Source organism: Rhodococcus yananensis, assembly GCF_020515525.1.
Lineage (GTDB): Bacteria > Actinomycetota > Actinomycetes > Mycobacteriales > Mycobacteriaceae > Rhodococcus > Rhodococcus yananensis.
The window spans coordinates 1-18,250 of sequence record NZ_JAIYEP010000035.1; the positions used below are offsets into that span (position 1 = coordinate 1).

Here is an 18,250-nt window from a genome sequence, read left to right on the forward strand (position 1 = left end):
CTGCCGGTCAACCAGGTCGCCGCCGTCACCGCGCTGGTGGCCGGCCTGATGAGCATCGTGTTCGGTGTGGTCGCGAACTATCCGTTCGCGATCGCCGCGGGCCTGGGCATCAACTGCTCGCCCTCCCCTCCGTTCGAGCGAACGTATCGCTCGATCGATTGATTCGAGCGAGGGGTACATTCGCTCGGGTCGCCGGACGCGACCGGACGCGAACCAGGACGGGTGAGCGGGGCGACGCGGCGGACCGACGGCCGTCATCCAGGCGAATTGGGGATCGCGGTATCCATACGCTACTGTTTCGTCAGCGCCCGCGAGAGCGGGAGCGCAACCGCACGCCCCGCACGGGCGTCGGTCCGAGTGGCGGAATGGCAGACGCGCTAGCTTGAGGTGCTAGTGTCCTATTAACGGACGTGGGGGTTCAAGTCCCCCCTCGGACACACCAGCGGTTCCCCGAACCGCCGAAGCGACGAACGAGGTTGCGAACTCCCCGGAGTTCGTGGCCTCGTCTTCGTTCGGCTCACGCACTCCTGTCGCGCATGACCGGGCGGATGCGCCCCGCTCCCCTCACGCCGACGTGCGATCACGAAACTCCTTTGCCCGAGATTCCTTTGCCCGCTGTGTCGGTGGCGCGTTCTACTGTGACGTCCGGTTCGGGAGGGAGAGGAACTGTGGGATCGACGATCGAGCGTGCCGACGGCACGCACATCCACGGGCCGGGTAGGTTGCCGGCCGAACGCCTGCAGCACGAACTGGCATTGCGTCGTCGAGCGCGACGCATTCCGTCGCGGCGCCGTCACGACGGCAAGGGCGGTCGACGTCAGCAGCGGCAGGCGGCGGCGCGATCCTGGTGAGCGTGGGTCACGGTCAGTCGCGCCGCCCCTTCCGGAAGTAGGCGATCGGGCCGACGAAGTTGATCGCGATGATCGACGCCCATTTCAGTTTGCTGCCGTCCACCTTGTCGGCGGGTCGTCGCGCGAGGTCCGCCCAGGCCGTCACGGCGAGGGCGAGTTGGATGCTCGCCAGCACGACGATCACGATCTTCTTCGGGGTGGGTAGATCCGCGAATCGTGTCGTGCGGCAGGTCCGGTCCGTTCGGTTCATTCGGTTCTCCTCGCAGCGGTGACGGCGCGCGCGCCCATACCGTCCCATTGCTACCGCACACCGGCGGGGAGGTCGAGAAGACGCTCGACGAACACGACGACATTCTCATCGGTGAAGGCACCCGAGAGGATGTCCTGCGCGAGACCCGCCGCGGCGAGAACGAGTTCGGCCATCCATCGCGCGAAGCCGGTGTCGACGACCACGGGGCCGGCAGCGCGCGCATCCGCGGACGGACGCTCCGGTAGCGCCCGATACCATCGGGTGCTACCGCACCACATCGGAAAAGGCTCATGAGCACCCACTGCGACACCCCGGCTGATCCCGCCGCACCGCCGAGTTCGATCGACCCCGCCGACCTCGAGACCTGTCTGCGGGTCCTCGATCTCGCCGCCGGTCTCGACGCCGACCACCCGGACGCGATCGCGGTGCAGCGGGCGGTGGGGCACATGTTCAAGAAGTTCAAGCGGTTGCGCCGCAACGAGGCCCGCAGCCGGAAGGTCGCCGCCGACCGGGAGGTCCTCGCCGCGACCGCTACCGGCTCCCCGCAGCGGATCGACGACGAGACCGCCGGGATACCCCTCACCACGTCGACGCGCGGTACCAGCGCGGGCACGCTGCTGCGTCCGCGGCACTGCTACGTCTGCAAGATCAAGTACACGCGTGTGGACGCGTTCTACCACCAGCTGTGCCCGGACTGCGCCGCCGAGAACCACGCGAAGCGGGACGCGCGCACCGATCTGACGGGCCGACGCGCACTGCTGACCGGTGGTCGCGCGAAGATCGGCATGTACATCGCGTTGATGCTGCTGCGCGACGGCGCGCACACCACGATCACCACACGTTTCCCCAACGACGCGATCCGCCGGTTCTCCGCGATGGAGGACAGCGCCGACTGGCTGCATCGCCTCCGCATCGTCGGAATCGATCTGCGTGATCCCGCGCAGGTCGTCGCACTCGCCGACGACGTCGCCGCGCAGGGCCCACTCGACGTCCTCATCAACAACGCCGCCCAGACGGTGCGTCGCTCCCCCGGTGCCTACTCGGCACTCGCGGAGGCGGAGACCGCACCGCTGCCCTCCGGCCCCCGCCCCGATGTCCTCACGTTCGGCAAGCCGTCGGACGCGCATCCCGCAGCGCTCGCAGGGTCCCTGACCTCCTCGGCGCTGTCCCCGGACGCCGTGTCGGCGCTGGCGATGGTCGCCGGGTCGGCGACGCCGGAACGGATCGAGGCCGGGGTCGCCGTGGACGCCGGCGGCCTACTGCCCGACCTCGTGCACACCAACAGCTGGGTGCAGACGGTCGGTCAGGTCGAGCCGCTCGAACTGCTCGAGGTGCAGTTGTGCAACTCGGTGGCGCCGTTCATTCTCGTCGACCGTTTGCGCCCGGCGTTGGCTGCATCACCGGCCCGCCGCAAGTACGTCGTGAACGTCTCGGCGATGGAAGGGCAGTTCGCGGGGCGCCGCTACAAGGGCGCCGGGCACCCACACACCAACATGGCGAAGGCCGCGTTGAACATGCTCACCCGCACGAGCGCGGAGGAGATGCTCGACGACGGGATCCTCATGACCGCCGTGGACACCGGCTGGATCACCGACGAACGCCCGCACCACACCAAGATGCGGCTCGCCGAGGAGGGTTTCCACGCGCCGCTCGACCTCGTCGACGGGGCCGCGCGGGTGTACGACCCGATCGTGCAGGGCGAGGCGGGGATCGATCTGCACGGCTGTTTCCTCAAGGACTACCGGCCCGCTCCGTGGTGACAGGGCGGGGTCCGATGAGATTTTCCGAACACGTCGGCGCTGGTCGAGATCGGTTCCACAGGTAGACGATGCGCGGACAGCGCGACCGGGCAGTGATACTGGAGACACGGGGGCCGTCCGGGTCCGCGTCGAGGACCGGGTCTCGCGCCCGTTCCGCTGTGTCACGCCGAGGAGAGTCATGTCTGTCGCTGTCGTCCACGCCGACTCCGAGGAGGGTCGTGTCGCCCTGCGGGCTGCGGCCCGCGAAGCAGCCGACCTCCGCACGTCCCTGATCGTGCTGCATCCGCTCGACGACCCCGCCGATGCCGGCGTGGTCACCGCCGCGGTCCGCGACATCCTGGGCGAGGGCGACTGGGAGGTGCTCGCCGACGTCCACGACGGTGATCCCGTCGGGTCGCTCGTCGCGCTGCTCGAACGCAGCGGCGCCTCGAGGCTGGTCGCCGGGAGCCGCGGCCGCACCGCGACCGGCAAGTTCCTGCTCGAGCGCGGACTGCAACGCTTGATCGTCGAGTCGCCCGTACCGGTGCTGGTCGTCAAGGAGAGCTGAGCCGCGCCCGCCGCGATACGCCTACGCTGGTGCCATGGCGTACCGGCTACTGGCGGACGTCGTCGCGTCCGTCCACCTGCTGTTCGTGCTCTACGTCACGTTCGGCGGGTTCTTGACCTGGCGGTGGCCGCGCACCGTGGTCCTGCACGTTGCTGCGGTCGTGTGGGGCGCGGGGTCGGTGGCGATCGGGTTCGAGTGTCCGTTGACCTCGCTGGAGAACTGGGCACGACGGTCGGCGGGCGCGGCGTCGCTGCCACCGGACGGGTTCATCGCACACTACCTCACCGGTGTCGTGTACCCGGAGTCGGCGGTCGGCCTGGTGCGCATCGCAGTCGCGGTCTGCGTGCTCGCGTCGTGGACGGGCCTGTGGTGGCGGCGCCGCGCCGCGCGAAGGCTCGCACCGGGACTTACCCGGCAGTAGGGTTGCGCGCATGACCGCTCCCCACGAGATCGACGTCGTCGTCTACGGTGCAACCGGCTTCGTCGGCCGCCTCACCGCGAAGTACCTCGCCGAACACCTCCCCCCGACCGTGACCGTCGGCCTCGCCGGACGTTCGCGGTCGCGGTTGGAGGCCGTGCGGGCCGAACTCGGCCCGGTGGCCACGACCTGGCCTTTGCTCGTCGCCGATGCCGGCGATCCGGATTCGCTGGCTGCGCTGGCGGCCCGCGCACGCGTCGTGATCTCGACCGTCGGGCCGTACGCGAAGTTCGGGTTGCCGCTGGTGCAGGCCTGCGCGGAGGCCGGCACCGACTACGTCGATCTCACCGGGGAGGTGCTGTTCCATCGCGAGAGCATCGACCGGTTCGACGATCTGGCCCGCAGCACCGGCGCACGCATCGTGCACTCGTGCGGTTTCGATTCCGTGCCGTCGGATCTCGGGGTGCATGCCCTGCACCGCGCCGCCGACGAGGACGGCGCGGGCCCGCTCACCGAGACCACCTTCGTCCTGTCGGCGCTGCGCGGCGGTGTCAGCGGCGGCACCGTCGACTCGCTGCGCACACAGATCGACGTCGTGCGCCGCGACCGTGCCGCGCGGCGACTCGCCGCCTCCCCGTACTCACTTTCCCCCGACCGGGACGGCGAGCCCGATCTCGGTGCGCAGAGCGACGTGGTCATGGTGGACGGCCGGTCGATCGCTCCGGAACTCACGGGATGGAAGGCACCGTTCGTGATGGCCTCGTACAACACTCGGGTGGTCCGACGCAGCAATGCGCTGACCGGCTGGTCGTACGGTCGGCGGTTCCGGTACCGGGAGGTGATGAGCGTGGGGTCGTCGTTCGCGTCGCCGGTGTTCGCGGCGATCGTCGCCGGTGGCCTCGGCGCGCTGGTCGCCGGGCTCGGGTTCGCGCCGACGCGGTTCGTCCTCGACAAGGTGCTGCCCGCACCCGGCGAGGGGCCCTCGGAGAAGACCCGCGAGCACGGCCACTTCGCGGTGGACGTGTTCACGACCACGGAATCGGGTGCCCGCTACACGGCTCGCTTCGCGGCCCAGGGCGATCCCGGCTACAAGGCGACGGCGGTGATGCTCGCCGAGTCGGCGCTGTCCCTCGCCACGGGTGGCGGCGCCCTGCACGCCGGCGGGGGTGTACTCACCCCGGCGGTCGCGTTCGGGGACGTGCTCACCCGGCGGCTGCGCGAGGCCGGTTTCGACATCGAGGTGCGACGGCTGCCCTGAACCGGCCCGGCACCGTGGGCCTCCCCGCCGTCCGCGCCGTGGCCGCGGTGTCCGACACACCTCGGCTCCGAGGTGCGTCCGGCGGCGCCGACGGGCTATGCTCGATCGGTCGTCGCATCCGCGGCGGCATCTGCGACGTGAGGACGGGCGGAAACGTGCACGCGACAAGCTACGAGGCGGCTCCGGCTGCTCGGCTTGCGCTGATGGCGTTCTGGCCGACCCGTCGTGGTGCATGCTTCGACTGTGCGTGTTGTACCCGGGTGTACTGCTGAGCGGTTCGTTCCGTTCGGCGTGTCGTTCTCGGTCACTTCCAGTCGTACGGAGCTCGTCGCATGCTCAATCTGCTCGTGTTCACGCTCGTCGGTGTCGGCGCCCAGCTGGTCGACGGCGCCCTCGGTATGGCGTTCGGTGTCACAGCCACGACCCTGCTCGTCTTCAGTGGGGTGGGTGCGGCGCACGCCAGCGCCGCCGTGCACCTCGCCGAGGTGGGGACGACCCTGGTGTCCGGTGTGTCGCACTGGAGATTCCGCAACATCGACTGGAAGGTCGTGTTGCGACTCGGTGTGCCGGGCGCGATCGGCGCGTTTCTCGGCGCCACCGTCCTGTCGGGGCTGTCCACGGAGGCCGCCGCGCCGGTGACCGCGTCGATCCTGCTGGCGATCGGTCTCTACGTGGCGTTCCGGTTCTCGGTGCGGCCGCCGGCGGTGGCGCACGCACGCACGTCCCCGCACACCGCGAAGTTCCTGTCACCGCTCGGTTTCTTCGGTGGATTCATCGATGCGAGTGGGGGCGGCGGCTGGGGGCCGATCACGACGAGCACGCTGCTGTCGCGCGGAAAGACGGCGCCGCGCACGGTGATCGGGTCGGTGAGCGCCTCCGAGTTCCTCGTCGCGGTCGCGGCCAGCCTCGGTTTCCTCCTCGGTCTCGGCCGTGAGTCGCTCGGCAATCTCCTGATCGTCGCCGGTCTGGCGATCGGCGGCGCGATCGCCGCACCGTTCGCCGCGTGGCTGGTGTCGCGGGTGCCCGCCACGCTGCTGGGCACCGCGGTGGGCGGCATCATCGTGCTCACCAACGCCCACAAACTCGTCGTCGCGGCGGAGCTGCACGGGGCGCTCGTCGCCGTCGTCTACACGGCGCTGATCGCCGGTTGGATCGCGCTCCTGACCGTGTCGTGGAAGCGTTCGCGGCTCACCCGCGCCGAGTCCGCCGGCTCGCTCGAGAAGCTCAACGCGCCCGCGGCGCCGTCGCTCCAGGAAGATCTTCCCGGTCCGGCATGAGGTCCCCGATCCCCGATTATCTCCTCGAGGTCGTCGAGGCGTGCGGCTCCGACAATCCCGGTGCGACCGCCGGTTACATTCCGGAGCTCGCGCACGCCGATCCGGACCGGATCGCGGTGTGCGTGTCCACGGTGGACGGGATCGTGTACTCCGCCGGTGACGCGGATTCACCGTTCTCGATCCAGTCGATCTCGAAACCGTTCGTGTACGCCTTGGCACTGACCGAACTCGGGTTGGATGCGGTACTGGACCGCGTCGGGGTGGAACCGAGTGGTGAGGCGTTCAACGAGTTGTCCCTCGACCGCGAGTCGGGACGTCCGCTCAATCCGATGATCAACGCGGGCGCGCTGACCACGCACGCTCTGGTGGGCCCCGCGACGGCGACTCCCGACGAGCGATTCGAACGCATCCGCAGCGGTCTGTCCGCGTTCGCCGGTCGTGAGCTCGGCGTGGACGAGGCGGTGTACGAGTCGGAGTGGGGCACCGCCTACCGGAACTCCGCGATCGCGAACATGCTGCGCAGTTACGCGGTGTTCGACGGCGATCCCGCGGATGTGGTGCGCGGGTACACCCGCCAGTGCTCGATCACCGTCACCGCCCGGGATCTCGCGCTGATGGCCGCGACCCTCGCCAACGGCGGTGTCCAGCCGTCGACCGGGCGCCGGGTCGCGTCACGGCAGGTGGTGCGGCAGGTACTCAGCGTGATGATGTCGTGTGGGATGTACGACGCGGCCGGTGACTGGATGTCGACGGTCGGGTTCCCCGCGAAGAGCGGTGTGTCCGGTGGTGTACTCGGCACCCTTCCCGGTCAGTTCGGTATCGCGACGTTCTCGCCGCGCCTGGACGCGCACGGATCGAGTGTCCGCGGTGTGCGGATGTGTACGCGACTGTCCGCCGACATGGGTATGCACATCATGGACGCACCGGAGCCCGCGCGTTCCGCGATCCGGCGCGACCGAGTGTTGCGGGGACCACGGGGCAACACGGTGCGGGTGTGCAGCCTGCAGGGCACGTTGCAGTTCAGCGGAGCCGAACACGTCCTGCGGGCCCTGTCCGACAGCGACGGACCGTACACCGCCCCGGCCGGTGACCGTCCCCGCGGCCGAATCGACTCGGTGATCCTCGATCTGCGGCGGGTGCATTCGGTCGACGACGTCGCCGAGCGGATGCTTCGGGAGGCGGTGCGCCGGCTGCGTCTCGACGGGTTGCGGGTGACGGTGGTCGATCCCGAGCACGTGTTGTATCCGCACCATCGGGCCGGGGACGGCGCGTCCGACGCGGTGGTGCCCTCCCTGGCACCGCTGGACGGGTACCGGCGTCTCTGAGGGTCGCACCCGTCGACCGAGACACCAAGATCAACAGATCGGTGGTTCACGGATACGATGCCTCGCGTGATCCGACACCGCGTCCTCGCCCTGCCCGCCGTTCTCGCCTGCGCCACCCTGCTCGGCGCATGCTCGTCCGATACCGATCCGGCGCCCACCCAGGGCTCCGCCACCACCGACGTCACCACAGAATTCGACGATGCGCTCGCCGACATCTACGGCGACGAGAACATCCCCGCCGATGCCCTCCTCGACGACGAACTCCTCGCCCGGTTCCCGGACTGCGGTGCCGTCGCACCCGCCCTCGGCGATCACCTCGACGGCCTGGAGCAGGATTCCGGCAACGGTGTCAGCCCCTACGCCGTGTCGTGCATGTGGATGTCCCCCGGCGGCGAACGTTCCGTGGGAGTGACCCTCGCCGCCGGAACCGGGGTCGTCTCCGACGCCACCGTGCTCGAGGCCGGGGGCATGGAGGTGCTCGACGACGACGCGATCGACGCGGCCGGAGGCGTCGCCTACGCGCTGTCCTACGCCGCCGGGGAACCGGGGCCCGTCGTCACCACCGTCGAACTGCCCGACGTCCAGGTGTCCGTCACCGGCGGCCACTGGGCGGACGGCACGGCCCTCGACGGAGCAGCCGCGGTCCGGGTGGTCACGGACCTGCTCGACCTCTGAGTGCCCGGTGGCGGCGACGGGGAGCGCCCGGTCGGTTCTACCCGTCGCTGCCGTCGAACGCCGACAGGATCCGCTGAGCGGCCAGCGCGGCGGTCGACGAGCCGTCCCGCACCGCAGCTTCGGTGTCCTCCCGGATCCGTCGGACAGCGGGATTCGTCTCGAGACGGCGCAGCAACTGGTCGTGCACCATCGTCCACATCCAGTCGACCTGTTGCCGTCGCCTGTTCTCCTCGAACTGCCCGGCCTCACCGAGCACGGCACGGTGCTCGAGGACGGTGCCCCAGAACTCGTCCAGGCCCCTGCCCTCGAGACCGCTCATGGTGATGACCGGCGGTTTCCACAGCGCGTCGTGTGGGTGCACCATGCGCATCGCGCCGGCGAGTTCGCGGGCGGCCACCCGGGCGTCGCGTTCGTGGTCGCCGTCGGCCTTGTTGACGGCAACCAGATCGGCGAGTTCGAGCACACCCTTCTTGATGCCCTGCAACTGGTCGCCGGTGCGGGCCAGCGTCAGGAAGCAGAAGCAGTCCACCATGTTCGCAACCGTGACCTCGGACTGGCCGACACCGACGGTCTCGACGAGGATCACGTCGAACCCGGCGGCCTCGAGCAACACCATCGTCTCGCGGGTCGCCTTGGCGACACCCCCGAGCGTCCCGGCCGTCGGGGACGGCCGGATGTAGGCCTCGGGCCGCACCGACAACCGGGCCATGCGCGTCTTGTCGCCGAGGATCGACCCGCCGGAGCGGGTGGACGACGGGTCCACGGCGAGCACCGCGACGCGATGCCCCTTCTCGACGAGGAACATGCCGAGCGCGTCGATGAACGTCGACTTGCCGACTCCGGGCACACCGGTGATGCCGATGCGCATGGCGCCTCCCGCGTGCGGGAGCAGACGAAGCAGCAGCTGCTGGGCCTGATCCCGATGATCGTCGCGGGTGGATTCGATCAGGGTGATCGCGCGGGCCAGACCGGCCCGGTCGCTCCCGAGTACGGCGTCCGCGAGGGCGTCGAGATCGACCGGGCGGCGACGGGCCGTCGCCGCCCGAACCGAAGTGTCTCCCATCGGCGTATCAGCTCCCGAGGTCGTGTCCGAGCTGGTCGGCGAGCTTGCGCAGCAGACCCGACGCGGCATCGGCGATGACGGTGCCGGGCGGGTAGATGGCAGTGGCGCCGGCCTCGTACAGTTCGTCGAAGTCACCCGGCGGGATGACGCCGCCGACCACGATCATGATGTCTTCGCGGCCGACCTCGGCGAGGGCGGCCTTCAACGCGGGCACCAGGGTCAGGTGTCCCGCGGCCAACGACGACACACCGACGACGTGCACGTCGTTGTCGGCCGCCTGCTGGGCGACCTCCTCCGGGGTCTGGAACAGCGGTCCCACATCGACGTCGAAGCCGAGGTCGGCGAAGGCCGTCGAGATCACCTTCTGGCCGCGGTCGTGCCCGTCCTGTCCCATCTTCGCGACGAGGATGCGGGGACGACGCCCCTCTTCCTCGGCGAACCTGGCGACGAGTTCGGTTGCCGTGCTGATGTTGCCCGCCTTTCCGGCCTCGTCCCGGTAGACACCGCTGATCGTGCGGATCTCGGCCTGGTGCCGACCGTAGACCTTCTCGAGCGCGTCCGAGATCTCACCGCCGGTCGCCTTCGCTCGGGCCGCGTCGATCGCGAGCGCGAGCAGGTTGTTCTCCATGCCGCGTTCGTTCGAGGCGGCGGCCCGGGTGAGCTCGGCGAGCGCCGCCTGACACGCCGCCTCGTCACGCTCGGCGCGCAACTGCTGCAGCTTCGCGATCTGCTCCGCACGCACCTTGGTGTTGTCGACCTTGAGGACCTCGATGCTGTCCGGCTCGGCCGGCACGTACTTGTTGACGCCGACCAGCGGCTGCCGGCCCGAGTCGATGCGGGCCTGGGTGCGGGCCGCGGCCTCCTCGATGCGCAACTTCGGGATGCCTTCCGAGATGGCCTGCGCCATACCGCCCGCCGCCTCGACCTCGGCGATGTGCGCCCGGGCCCGCTCGGCGAGTTGGTGAGTGAGCCACTCGACGTAGTGCGATCCGCCCCACGGGTCGATCGGACGGGTCGTGCCGGATTCCTGCTGGAGCAGCAACTGCGTGTTTCGGGCGATACGCGCGGAGAAGTCCGTCGGCAGCGCGATGGCCTCGTCGAGCGCATTGGTGTGCAGCGACTGGGTGTGCCCCTGGGTCGCGGCCATGGCCTCCACACAGGTGCGCGGCACGTTGTTGAACACGTCCTGCGCGGTCAGCGACCAGCCGGAGGTCTGTGAGTGCGTCCGCAGCGACAGCGACTTCGCGTTCTTCGGATCGAACTTCGCGACGAGTTCGCTCCACAGCAGACGCCCGGCCCGCATCTTGGCGACTTCCATGAAGAAGTTCATGCCGATCGCCCAGAAGAACGACAGACGCGGCGCGAACTTGTCGATGTCCATGCCCGCGTCCAGTCCGGCGCGGATGTACTCGACTCCGTCGGCGAGCGTGTAGGCCAGCTCCAGGTCGGCGGTGGCTCCGGCCTCCTGGATGTGATAGCCGGAGATCGAGATGGAGTTGAACTTCGGCATCTTCGCGCTGGTGTACGCGAAGATGTCGGAGATGATCCGCATCGACGGTTTCGGCGGGTAGATGTAGGTGTTGCGGACCATGAACTCCTTCAGAATGTCGTTCTGAATCGTTCCGGCCAGTTGCTCGGGCTTGACGCCCTGCTCCTCCGCGGCCACGACGTACAGCGCGAGGATCGGCAGCACCGCGCCGTTCATGGTCATCGACACCGACACCTGCGACAGGTCGATGCCGTCGAAGAGCTGCCGCATGTCGAGGATCGAGTCGATCGCGACACCGGCCATGCCCACGTCCCCCTGCACGCGCGGGTGGTCGGAGTCGTAGCCGCGGTGCGTCGCGAGGTCGAACGCGACGGACAGGCCCTTCTGTCCGGCCGCAAGGTTGCGTCGGTAGAAGGCATTCGATTCCGCGGCGGTGGAGAACCCGGCGTACTGGCGGATGGTCCACGGCTGGTTGACGTACATCGTCGGGTAGGGGCCACGCACGAACGGGGCGACACCCGGGTAGCTGCCGAGCGGGTAGCCCTCGGCGACGACTGCGTCGCGGTCGGCCTTGGTGTAGACCGGTTTGACGTCGATGCCCTCGGGGGTGTTCCACACGACGTCGTCGACGGTGTAGTTGTTGGCGGTCGCGACGGACTCGACGAGTGTGGCGGCCTGCTCCGCGGTGGGAGCGTCGGGTGTCGGCGCCTCCGGGTCCGTCAGCGGGACATCGGCGAAGCTGCCGATCTCGTGTTGGTTGCTCACTTACGCTCCCAGGGTGTTCAGCAGGTCGGTCAGGGCCGCGACCGCGTCGATGCGGGCGGTGAGGAAGCCGTCGGGGCGGCCCTCCGCCCCCACATCGCCGACGGCCTTCTCCGGTCCGGCGAGCAGCACGGTGGTGATGCCGCCGCGGCGCAGGGCTGCGGTGGCGTCGGCCGCGTGCTCGCCGTAGCGGGCGTCGGTTCCGCAGAGCACCGCGATCGTGGCCCCGGATTCGCGGACGGCGGCGGCGATCGTGTCGTCGTCGACGTCGAGCGGCCCCGGGTCGACGGCGGCGATGCCACCGGCGGCCAGCAGGTTGGTCGCGAACGTGGTGCGCACATTGTGTTCGGCGACCGGGCCGAGCGGCGCGAGCAGCACCGTCGGGCGGGCGCCGTGCGCAGCGAGATGCGCATCGGAGCGGTCGCGCAGCGCCTCGAACGGCGCGGCGTATCGCACCGCGATGTCGCCGGCGGTGGCGGCACCGGCGGGCAGCGGGTTCTCCGCGAGGTTCGGGAACTCGTTGACTCCGGTGACGGCGGTGCGTCGATGCGCGATGTCCGACGCGCGGCGCTCGCGCGTCGCGGCGATCCGCTCACCGAGGAGTCCTGCGTCGAGTGCCGCGAGGTAGCCGCCCGCGGCCTCGATCTGTTGGAAGAACTCCCACGACTTCGCGGCGACCTGCGCGGTGAGTTCCTCCACGTACCAGGATCCGGCGCCCGGATCGAGGACACGACCGAGATTCGACTCCTCGAGCAGCAGCAGCTGGGTGTTGCGCGCGATGCGGGCCGAGAACGACTCGGACACGTCGAGGCTGCCGGCGGGCAGCGCCGCGTCGAACGGCAACACCGTGACCGAATCGGCGCCACCGATGCCCGCGCCGAAGGTGGCGAGGGTGGTGCGCAGCATGTTCACCCACGGGTCGCGCTGGGCCATCATCGCCGCGGACGTGACCGCGTGCTGCGGGGCGTTCCCGGCGTCCGGCGCCCCGACGACCTGCGCGACGCGCGCCCACAACTGCCGGGCGGCCCGGAACTTGGCGATGGTCTGGAACTGGTCGTCGGTGGCGGAGAACCGGAACTCGAGCTGGCCGAGGGCCCGTTCGACGGGCAGTCCGACGGCGACGAGGTCACGCACATGGGCGAGGGCCGCAGCGATCGACGCACCGAGTTCCTCGGCATCGGATGCTCCGGCGTTGTGGAACGCGGTGCCGTCGACGGTGAGTGCGCGGACGTTCTCGCCGCGGTCGGCGGCGGCGAGCGCCAGGTCCACGGCCCCGGCGACGGTGACGTCGTCGCGGCCGGAGAAGGCACTGGTCAACGGTGCTGCGCCGAGCGCGAGACGCACGGCGGCGCGGTCGGCGACGTCGGTGCGGGTGTCGAGCAGCGTGTAGAACGCGGTCGCCGCGGCGGCGGTGTCGACGCCGGCGTCGAGAGTGATCGGCGCGAGGTCGAGGTAGACACCGTCGAGGGCCGTACCGAGCGCGTCGACGGGCAGTGCGTCGGCCCCGGTGCGCAGCCACAGGGCGCTCACGCCGTTGCCGAGGGCGTCGATGATGCGTTCGTTGAGGGCTTTCGCGTCGGTTCCGTCGAATCGCGCGGAGACGAGCCAGCCGACGGTGACGTCGCGGGTGGCGGAGCCACCGCGCACGAACGGGAACGCACCGGGCAGCGGCGCCTCGGGGTGTTCGTCGAGTTCACCGTAGAGCGGGGACACGGTGACGTCGTCGTACGTGGTGGTTTCGAGCAGACGCTGCGGCTCGGGGCCCAGTTCGGCCGGATCGACGCGGCGGGACTTGGCCAGCACCCCCGCGACCGCCTTCTGCCACTGCGCGTACGCGCGCGCGGCGTCCTCGGCTTCTGCAGCTAATGACACGTGCGATTCCTCCTACTGCGGGTGTGCAGGCGTTCGGTGGCCGGGGTCGACCGGGCAGACGTTTCCGACGCACACACATTAAGCCGACACGGCTGTGATGCCAGCCGCACACACGGTGAATCTGTTGTGGGGATCACCACAGGTTGGCTAACGATCGATAATGAGTATGCGCAACGGCACTGTGGTTCGTTGCACTACCCCCTCCGTCCGCGGTGTCGAGCACGTCGGGACGGTAGGCTGAGCGGTCGTGACGAGGATTCTCAAGGACCGCAGAGTCGTCGGTATCCTCGTTCTCCTGGCCGGGTTGGCGGCGATCGCGCTGCTCGTGCCGCATCCGTCGATCTCGCAGGTCCGACAGTGGTCGGAGTCGGTGGACGGGCCGGTGCTCGTCCTGACGTTCTTCGTCGTGCACGCGCTGGTGACGATCGCCCCCGTGCCCCGGACGGTGTTCACACTCAGCGCCGGAGTGCTGTTCGGCGGTGCACTCGGCGTCGCGGTGACGGCGGCCGCGACGACGATCAGTGCGGTACTGGCGTTCCTGCTGGTGCGCGCGGTGGGGCGCGAGGTGGTGGCCACGCATCTGACGCATCCCGTCGCGAAGACGATCGACCTGCGACTGGCGCGGCGCGGGTGGCTCGCGGTGGGGTCGCTGCGGTTGATCGCGGCGGCACCGTTCTTCGTCGTCAACTGTTGTTGCGCGGTGTCGTCGGTGCGGATGGTGCCGTACACGTTCGCGACGGTCGTGGGAATCCTGCCGGGGACGGTCGCGGTGGTACTGCTCGGTGATGCACTCACAGGGCAGTCCAGCCCCGCGTTGGTCGCGGTGACCGCGGTGTGCATCGCGTTCGGTGTCGGTGGCCTCCTGCTCGAAGCACGGCTTCCCGAGCCGGCGGGGTCGGCACTCGACGCGGTGGTCGATGCGGAACCCGCCACCCCGTCAAGGTTCAACGCTTGATTTTTCTCTTTCAAGGCATCACCCTTGACTCATGTTCGTGTTGACGGTCGACCAGCGCGGCAGCCGACGTGACGTCGACCGCGTCACCGAACTGCTCACCGAACTACGCGAACCCCGCCTGCTCCGCCCGTTCGAGCGCACCGCCGGCGACGAGGTCCAGGCCGTCACCGACGATCCCGTCGTCGTCGTCGACCTCACGCTCGAACTGCTGCGACGCGGACGATGGAGCGTCGGGGTGGGAATCGGTGCCGTGGAGACACCGCTACCCGAGCAGACCCGCGCCGGTCGCGGGCCTGCCTTCGAACAGGCCCGTCTCGCAGTCGAACGCGCCAAGAACGCGCCCGGCCGCATCGCCGTCGACGGCACCGACCAGCAGGGCGCCACCGACGCCGACGCCGTGCTGACCCTCCTCGCCGCAATCGTGCTGCGCCGCACCGAACAGGGGCACGAGGCCGTCGCCCTGGCCCTCGCCGGGCACACCCGGACCGAGATCGCCGAGACCCTCGGCATCAGCAAACAGGCCGTGTCGCAGCGACTGCACACCGCGTGGTGGCAGGCCGAGCTCACCGGGCGTCCGCTCGCCCACCGCCTCCTCGGAAGGGCCGACCGTTGACCGTCGTCGCGCTGCTGTGCCTCGCCGTCGCCGCCGCGGCTCCCGCGCTGATGCTGCTACCACGACCGCGGGTGCGAACCTCGGCGCTCGTGAGCCTCGTCGCGCTGGCAGTCGCCGCCCTCGCCGCCGCCGCGGCCCCACCCGCGCAGGGTGTCGCCGTGGTGGTCGCGCTGGTGCTCACCGCGCTCGCCGCGATCACCGGCGGCGGCCCCACCGTGCTCGTCGCCTTCCGCATCGCACGGCGCCAACCCGATGCCGGACCCGCGCCCTCTCCCCCACCGGGTCCGCTGCGGGGCGGCCGCGTCATCGGCGTCCTCGAACGCGCCGCGGTCACCGCATCGATCCTCGCGGGCTGGCCCGAGGGCATCGCGATCATCATGGCGGTGAAGGGCCTCGCCCGATATCCCGAACTCCGCGAACCTCAGGCCTCCGAGCAGTTCATCATCGGCACCGCGACCAGCGTCCTGTGGGCGGTCGCCGCCTGCGGTGTCGGGCGGGCCCTCCTCACCTGAACGGCCCTCGTCGACCCCACCCGTGCGCACTGCTGGTAGCCAGGACCACCACAAACGCGCACGGGTCGGAGGCGCGGCGCGGCGGCTCACCTGGCATACTCGTCGATCGACAACCGAACATGCCACCGAATCGCGGCGGGAGAGTCCCGCCATGCGCGGGCGCCGAAGGAGCAACCTCCCCGGGAATCTCTCAGGCCACCGGACCGCCGCGACGAGGCTCCTCTGGAAAGCAGCCCTCTCGGGCTCACCGACGGTGTAAGCGGATCCACCGGATCCGCGAAAGCTCTCAGGTCCATGACAGAGCGGGGAACAACACACCCGCCCGCGCACCGTGTGCGCCCTGTCCGGAGGAAGTTCCGTGGCTCTGTCCGTCGGCGCGCCCACGCGCGTGCACACCGTCAGCACCCCGACTCCGCATCGCCCACCCCGCGTGTCACGTCGACGCCTCGGCATCACCGCTATCGTCGTCTCGGCCACCGCGATGGGGCTCGCCGGCCTCTTCGGACGGCACGCCACCCCGCCCGGTGCCGTACTCGGCGAGGCGCTCACGTTCGGACGGATGCTCGTCGGCGCCGTCGGCATGCTCGCACTGCTGCTCCTGTCCGGGCGGCTCGGCGGGCTTCGACGTGTGCGCCTGTCCCCGTCGGTGATCCTCGGGGGCGTGTTCCTCGGGTTGTCACTCGCCACCTACCTGTCCGCGACGGTCCTCACCGACCTGTCGCGCGCGGTGGTGCTGCACTATCTCGGCCCCGTGATCGCCACCGTCCTCGCCCGCACCGTCCTCGGCGAAACCGTCACGCGACGCGACGCCCTGTCGATCGGACTGGCCTTCGCCGGCATGCTCCTCGCCGCCGGACTCGTCGACGCCGACCGCGTCGCACCCTCCGACGGGCAGGTACCGGGTACCGCGCTCGGTGTCGCGTCCGGCGTGTTCTACGGTGCGGCGCTGCTGTGCTACCGGTACCGCACCGACGTGCCCGCGGATGTGCGCAGCTTCTGGACGTTCACGTTCGGTGCCGTCGCGACGGCGGCAATGGTGTCGGTGACCCGGCCCGACCTGTCCTCGATGACCCCCGCGAACTGGATGTGGTCGGCCGGATTCTTCGTGGTGTGTGGGCTGCTCGCGCTCGGACTGCTCGTGGTCGCGGGCTCGTACCTCCGAGCCGCGGAGCTGTCCGCCGTGTCCTACCTGGAGGTGGTGGTCGCGATGCTCGTCGGCGCGGCGGCCTTCGGGGAGTCGATCTCACCGCTCGCGGGGGTCGGTGCGGGCCTGATCGTCGGGGCGATGCTGCTGCCGTGGCTGCGGTGCCGGAGCACCGCGCCGTGACCGGGTGGCTCCCGCGCCTCTACTGCTGGGGCGGGTACTGCTGCTGAGGGTCCGACTGACGGTACTGCGGCGGCACCTGCTGGTACTGCGGAGGCATCGTCGGGGGTCCGTACCCGGCCTGCGGCGCGGGCGGCGGCAACTCCGCCGCGCGCGGCTCGGCGGCCCCGGCCCGGTGTGCACCGGCACCGGGCACCATCGGGTCGACGGGGGTACGGGCCTCCGCCTCGGCGCGTGCGACGGCCTGCGCGATCGCCGGATCGGTCTTGGTGGAGAACCAGTCCTCGACCTCCTCGGAATCGTCCTCGGGGCGCTGTGGATCCTCCTCCACCGGACTCGGTTCGAACCGGAACACCCCGTCATCGCCCTGCGCGCCGAGGGTGCGGGCGAAACCCTTGAGTGCGTCACCGAAATCGCTGGGCACCAGCCACACCTTGTTCGCGTCGCCCTGCGCCATCTCCGGCAGGGTCTGCAGATACTGGTAGGCGAGCAGTTCGGGGGTCGGCTTCCCCGCCTTGATGGCGGCGAAGACCTTCTCGATCGCCTTCGCCTGCCCCTGCGCCTCCAGATACTTCGCGGCACGGTCGCCCTGTCCCCGCAGGATCCGGGACTGTCGATCCGCTTCGGCCTCGAGGATCGCCGCCTGCTTGGAACCCTCCGCCGACAGGATCCGCGACTGCTTGTCGCCCTCGGCCGTCTTGATCGCGGCTTCACGGTGCCCCTCGGCGGTGAGGATCATGGCCCGCTTCTCGCGGTCGGCCTTCATCTGCTTCTCCATCGATTCCTGGATCGACGGCGGCGGGTCGATGCTCTTGAGCTCGACACGCGCCACACGCAGCCCCCAGCGGCCGGTGGCCTCGTCGAGCACTCCGCGCAGTTGCCCGTTGATGGAATCTCGGGAGGTCAGGGTGTCCTCGAGGGTCATACCGCCGACCACGTTGCGCAGCGTGGTGACGGTGAGCTGCTCGACGGCGGCGATGTAGTTGCTGATCTCGTACACCGCGGCCTGCGGATTGGTGACCTGGAAGTACACCACCGTGTCGATGCTCAACGTCAGGTTGTCCTGCGTGATGACGGGCTGCGGCGGGAACGACACGACGCGTTCCCGCAGGTCCACCTTCGCCCGGATCCGGTCTACGAACGGGACGAGGAACGTCAGTTGGCCCGACGCCGTCCGGTAGTACCGCCCGAGGCGTTCGATCACGGCGGCCTCCGCCTGCGGCACCAGCGCCACCGACTTGACCACCACGATCACCACCAACGCCACGAGGACGATCAGTACGATCAGTGCTTCCACGG

At 69.9% G+C, this 18,250-nt stretch carries 18 protein-coding genes, 1 tRNA gene and 1 riboswitch; of the genes, 13 read left to right on the plus strand and 6 right to left on the minus strand.

What is annotated here, in order from left to right; translation table 11 throughout:
- Nucleotides 1-351 precede the first annotated feature (351 nt).
- Nucleotides 352-437, plus strand: a tRNA-Leu gene (locus LDQ05_RS10535).
- Nucleotides 438-668: 231 nt separating this feature from the next.
- Complete coding sequence (locus LDQ05_RS10540; protein ID WP_226436911.1) at nt 669-851, plus strand: hypothetical protein; 183 nt, start codon at nt 669-671, stop codon at nt 849-851.
- A gap of 13 nt (nt 852-864) precedes the next feature.
- Here the strand turns inward: LDQ05_RS10540 and LDQ05_RS10545 are convergent, their stop codons facing one another.
- Nucleotides 865-1,101, minus strand: coding sequence for a PLDc N-terminal domain-containing protein (locus LDQ05_RS10545; RefSeq protein ID WP_226436912.1), 237 nt, complete (start codon nt 1,099-1,101; stop codon nt 865-867).
- A gap of 50 nt (nt 1,102-1,151) precedes the next feature.
- A complete protein-coding gene (locus tag LDQ05_RS10550; protein ID WP_226436913.1) occupies nt 1,152-1,379 on the minus strand; it encodes a hypothetical protein in 228 nt (75 codons plus the stop codon).
- 12 nt (nt 1,380-1,391) lie between these two features.
- Here LDQ05_RS10550 and LDQ05_RS10555 point away from each other — a divergent pair, with 12 nt between their 5' ends.
- From LDQ05_RS10555 to LDQ05_RS10585, 7 genes are all read left to right on the plus strand, one after another.
- Entirely contained in the window at nt 1,392-2,861 is a 1,470-nt protein-coding gene (locus LDQ05_RS10555) for an SDR family NAD(P)-dependent oxidoreductase (RefSeq protein WP_226436914.1), read from the plus strand.
- A 178-nt stretch (nt 2,862-3,039) separates the two neighbouring features.
- Nucleotides 3,040-3,408, plus strand: coding sequence for a universal stress protein (locus LDQ05_RS10560; RefSeq protein ID WP_226436915.1), 369 nt, complete (start codon nt 3,040-3,042; stop codon nt 3,406-3,408).
- Between the two features lie 34 nt (nt 3,409-3,442).
- Nucleotides 3,443-3,829, plus strand: a complete 387-nt coding sequence (locus LDQ05_RS10565; RefSeq protein ID WP_226436916.1) for a DUF2784 domain-containing protein — start codon at nt 3,443-3,445, stop codon at nt 3,827-3,829.
- Between the two features lie 10 nt (nt 3,830-3,839).
- Nucleotides 3,840-5,084, plus strand: coding sequence for a saccharopine dehydrogenase family protein (locus LDQ05_RS10570; RefSeq protein WP_226436917.1), 1,245 nt, complete (start codon nt 3,840-3,842; stop codon nt 5,082-5,084).
- A 332-nt stretch (nt 5,085-5,416) separates the two neighbouring features.
- The gene (locus LDQ05_RS10575) at nt 5,417-6,361 is read left to right on the plus strand and encodes a sulfite exporter TauE/SafE family protein (protein ID WP_226436918.1); all 945 of its coding nucleotides are present in this window, start codon (nt 5,417-5,419) and stop codon (nt 6,359-6,361) included.
- Entirely contained in the window at nt 6,358-7,686 is a 1,329-nt protein-coding gene (locus LDQ05_RS10580; protein ID WP_226436919.1) for a glutaminase, read from the plus strand. The genes LDQ05_RS10575 and LDQ05_RS10580 overlap by 4 nt, the downstream gene beginning before the upstream one ends.
- Nucleotides 7,687-7,752: 66 nt before the next feature.
- Nucleotides 7,753-8,361 carry a hypothetical protein gene (locus tag LDQ05_RS10585; protein ID WP_226436920.1) on the plus strand — a complete coding sequence of 203 codons (609 nt, stop codon included), beginning with the start codon at nt 7,753-7,755 and terminating at the stop codon, nt 8,359-8,361.
- A 37-nt stretch (nt 8,362-8,398) separates the two neighbouring features.
- On the opposite strand, the gene meaB is transcribed toward LDQ05_RS10585, so the two are convergent.
- The 3 genes from meaB to LDQ05_RS10600 are packed head-to-tail and all read right to left on the minus strand — an operon-like array spanning nt 8,399 to nt 13,547.
- Entirely contained in the window at nt 8,399-9,424 is a 1,026-nt protein-coding gene (gene meaB, locus LDQ05_RS10590; RefSeq protein ID WP_226436921.1) for a methylmalonyl Co-A mutase-associated GTPase MeaB, read from the minus strand.
- 7 nt (nt 9,425-9,431) lie between these two features.
- The gene (gene scpA, locus LDQ05_RS10595; protein ID WP_226436922.1) at nt 9,432-11,678 is read right to left on the minus strand and encodes a methylmalonyl-CoA mutase; all 2,247 of its coding nucleotides are present in this window, start codon (nt 11,676-11,678) and stop codon (nt 9,432-9,434) included.
- Nucleotides 11,679-13,547 carry a methylmalonyl-CoA mutase family protein gene (locus LDQ05_RS10600; protein ID WP_226436923.1) on the minus strand — a complete coding sequence of 623 codons (1,869 nt, stop codon included), beginning with the start codon at nt 13,545-13,547 and terminating at the stop codon, nt 11,679-11,681.
- Between the two features lie 247 nt (nt 13,548-13,794).
- Between LDQ05_RS10600 and LDQ05_RS10605 the strand changes: the two genes are divergently transcribed.
- The 4 genes from LDQ05_RS10605 to LDQ05_RS10620 all read left to right on the plus strand — a co-directional run bounded on the left by LDQ05_RS10605 (nt 13,795) and on the right by LDQ05_RS10620 (nt 16,954).
- Nucleotides 13,795-14,502, plus strand: coding sequence for a TVP38/TMEM64 family protein (locus tag LDQ05_RS10605; protein ID WP_226436924.1), 708 nt, complete (start codon nt 13,795-13,797; stop codon nt 14,500-14,502).
- Between the two features lie 31 nt (nt 14,503-14,533).
- Entirely contained in the window at nt 14,534-15,115 is a 582-nt protein-coding gene (locus LDQ05_RS10610) for a SatD family protein (RefSeq protein ID WP_226436925.1), read from the plus strand.
- A complete protein-coding gene (locus tag LDQ05_RS10615; RefSeq protein ID WP_226436926.1) occupies nt 15,112-15,627 on the plus strand; it encodes a hypothetical protein in 516 nt (171 codons plus the stop codon). The genes LDQ05_RS10610 and LDQ05_RS10615 overlap by 4 nt, the downstream gene beginning before the upstream one ends.
- Before the next feature lie 126 nt (nt 15,628-15,753).
- Nucleotides 15,754-15,843: riboswitch (glycine riboswitch) on the plus strand.
- Between the two features lie 142 nt (nt 15,844-15,985).
- Nucleotides 15,986-16,954: a DMT family transporter gene (locus LDQ05_RS10620; RefSeq protein ID WP_226436927.1), complete on the plus strand. Its 969-nt coding sequence runs from the start codon at nt 15,986-15,988 to the stop codon at nt 16,952-16,954.
- Nucleotides 16,955-16,973: 19 nt separating this feature from the next.
- Here the strand turns inward: LDQ05_RS10620 and LDQ05_RS10625 are convergent, their stop codons facing one another.
- Entirely contained in the window at nt 16,974-18,248 is a 1,275-nt protein-coding gene (locus tag LDQ05_RS10625; RefSeq protein ID WP_226436928.1) for an SPFH domain-containing protein, read from the minus strand.
- Nucleotides 18,249-18,250: the final 2 nt, after the last annotated feature.

Coding starts and splice junctions, on each gene's coding strand:
- LDQ05_RS10580 (WP_226436919.1), top strand. CDS start 6,358: ATGAGGTCCCCGATCCCCGATTATCTCCTCGAGGTCGTCGAGGCGTGC.
- LDQ05_RS10565 (WP_226436916.1), top strand. CDS start 3,443: ATGGCGTACCGGCTACTGGCGGACGTCGTCGCGTCCGTCCACCTGCTG.
- LDQ05_RS10610 (WP_226436925.1), top strand. CDS start 14,534: ATGTTCGTGTTGACGGTCGACCAGCGCGGCAGCCGACGTGACGTCGAC.
- LDQ05_RS10560 (WP_226436915.1), top strand. CDS start 3,040: ATGTCTGTCGCTGTCGTCCACGCCGACTCCGAGGAGGGTCGTGTCGCC.
- meaB (WP_226436921.1), bottom strand. CDS start 9,424: ATGGGAGACACTTCGGTTCGGGCGGCGACGGCCCGTCGCCGCCCGGTC.
- LDQ05_RS10545 (WP_226436912.1), bottom strand. CDS start 1,101: ATGAACCGAACGGACCGGACCTGCCGCACGACACGATTCGCGGATCTA.
- LDQ05_RS10575 (WP_226436918.1), top strand. CDS start 5,417: ATGCTCAATCTGCTCGTGTTCACGCTCGTCGGTGTCGGCGCCCAGCTG.
- LDQ05_RS10550 (WP_226436913.1), bottom strand. CDS start 1,379: ATGTGGTGCGGTAGCACCCGATGGTATCGGGCGCTACCGGAGCGTCCG.
- LDQ05_RS10570 (WP_226436917.1), top strand. CDS start 3,840: ATGACCGCTCCCCACGAGATCGACGTCGTCGTCTACGGTGCAACCGGC.
- LDQ05_RS10555 (WP_226436914.1), top strand. CDS start 1,392: ATGAGCACCCACTGCGACACCCCGGCTGATCCCGCCGCACCGCCGAGT.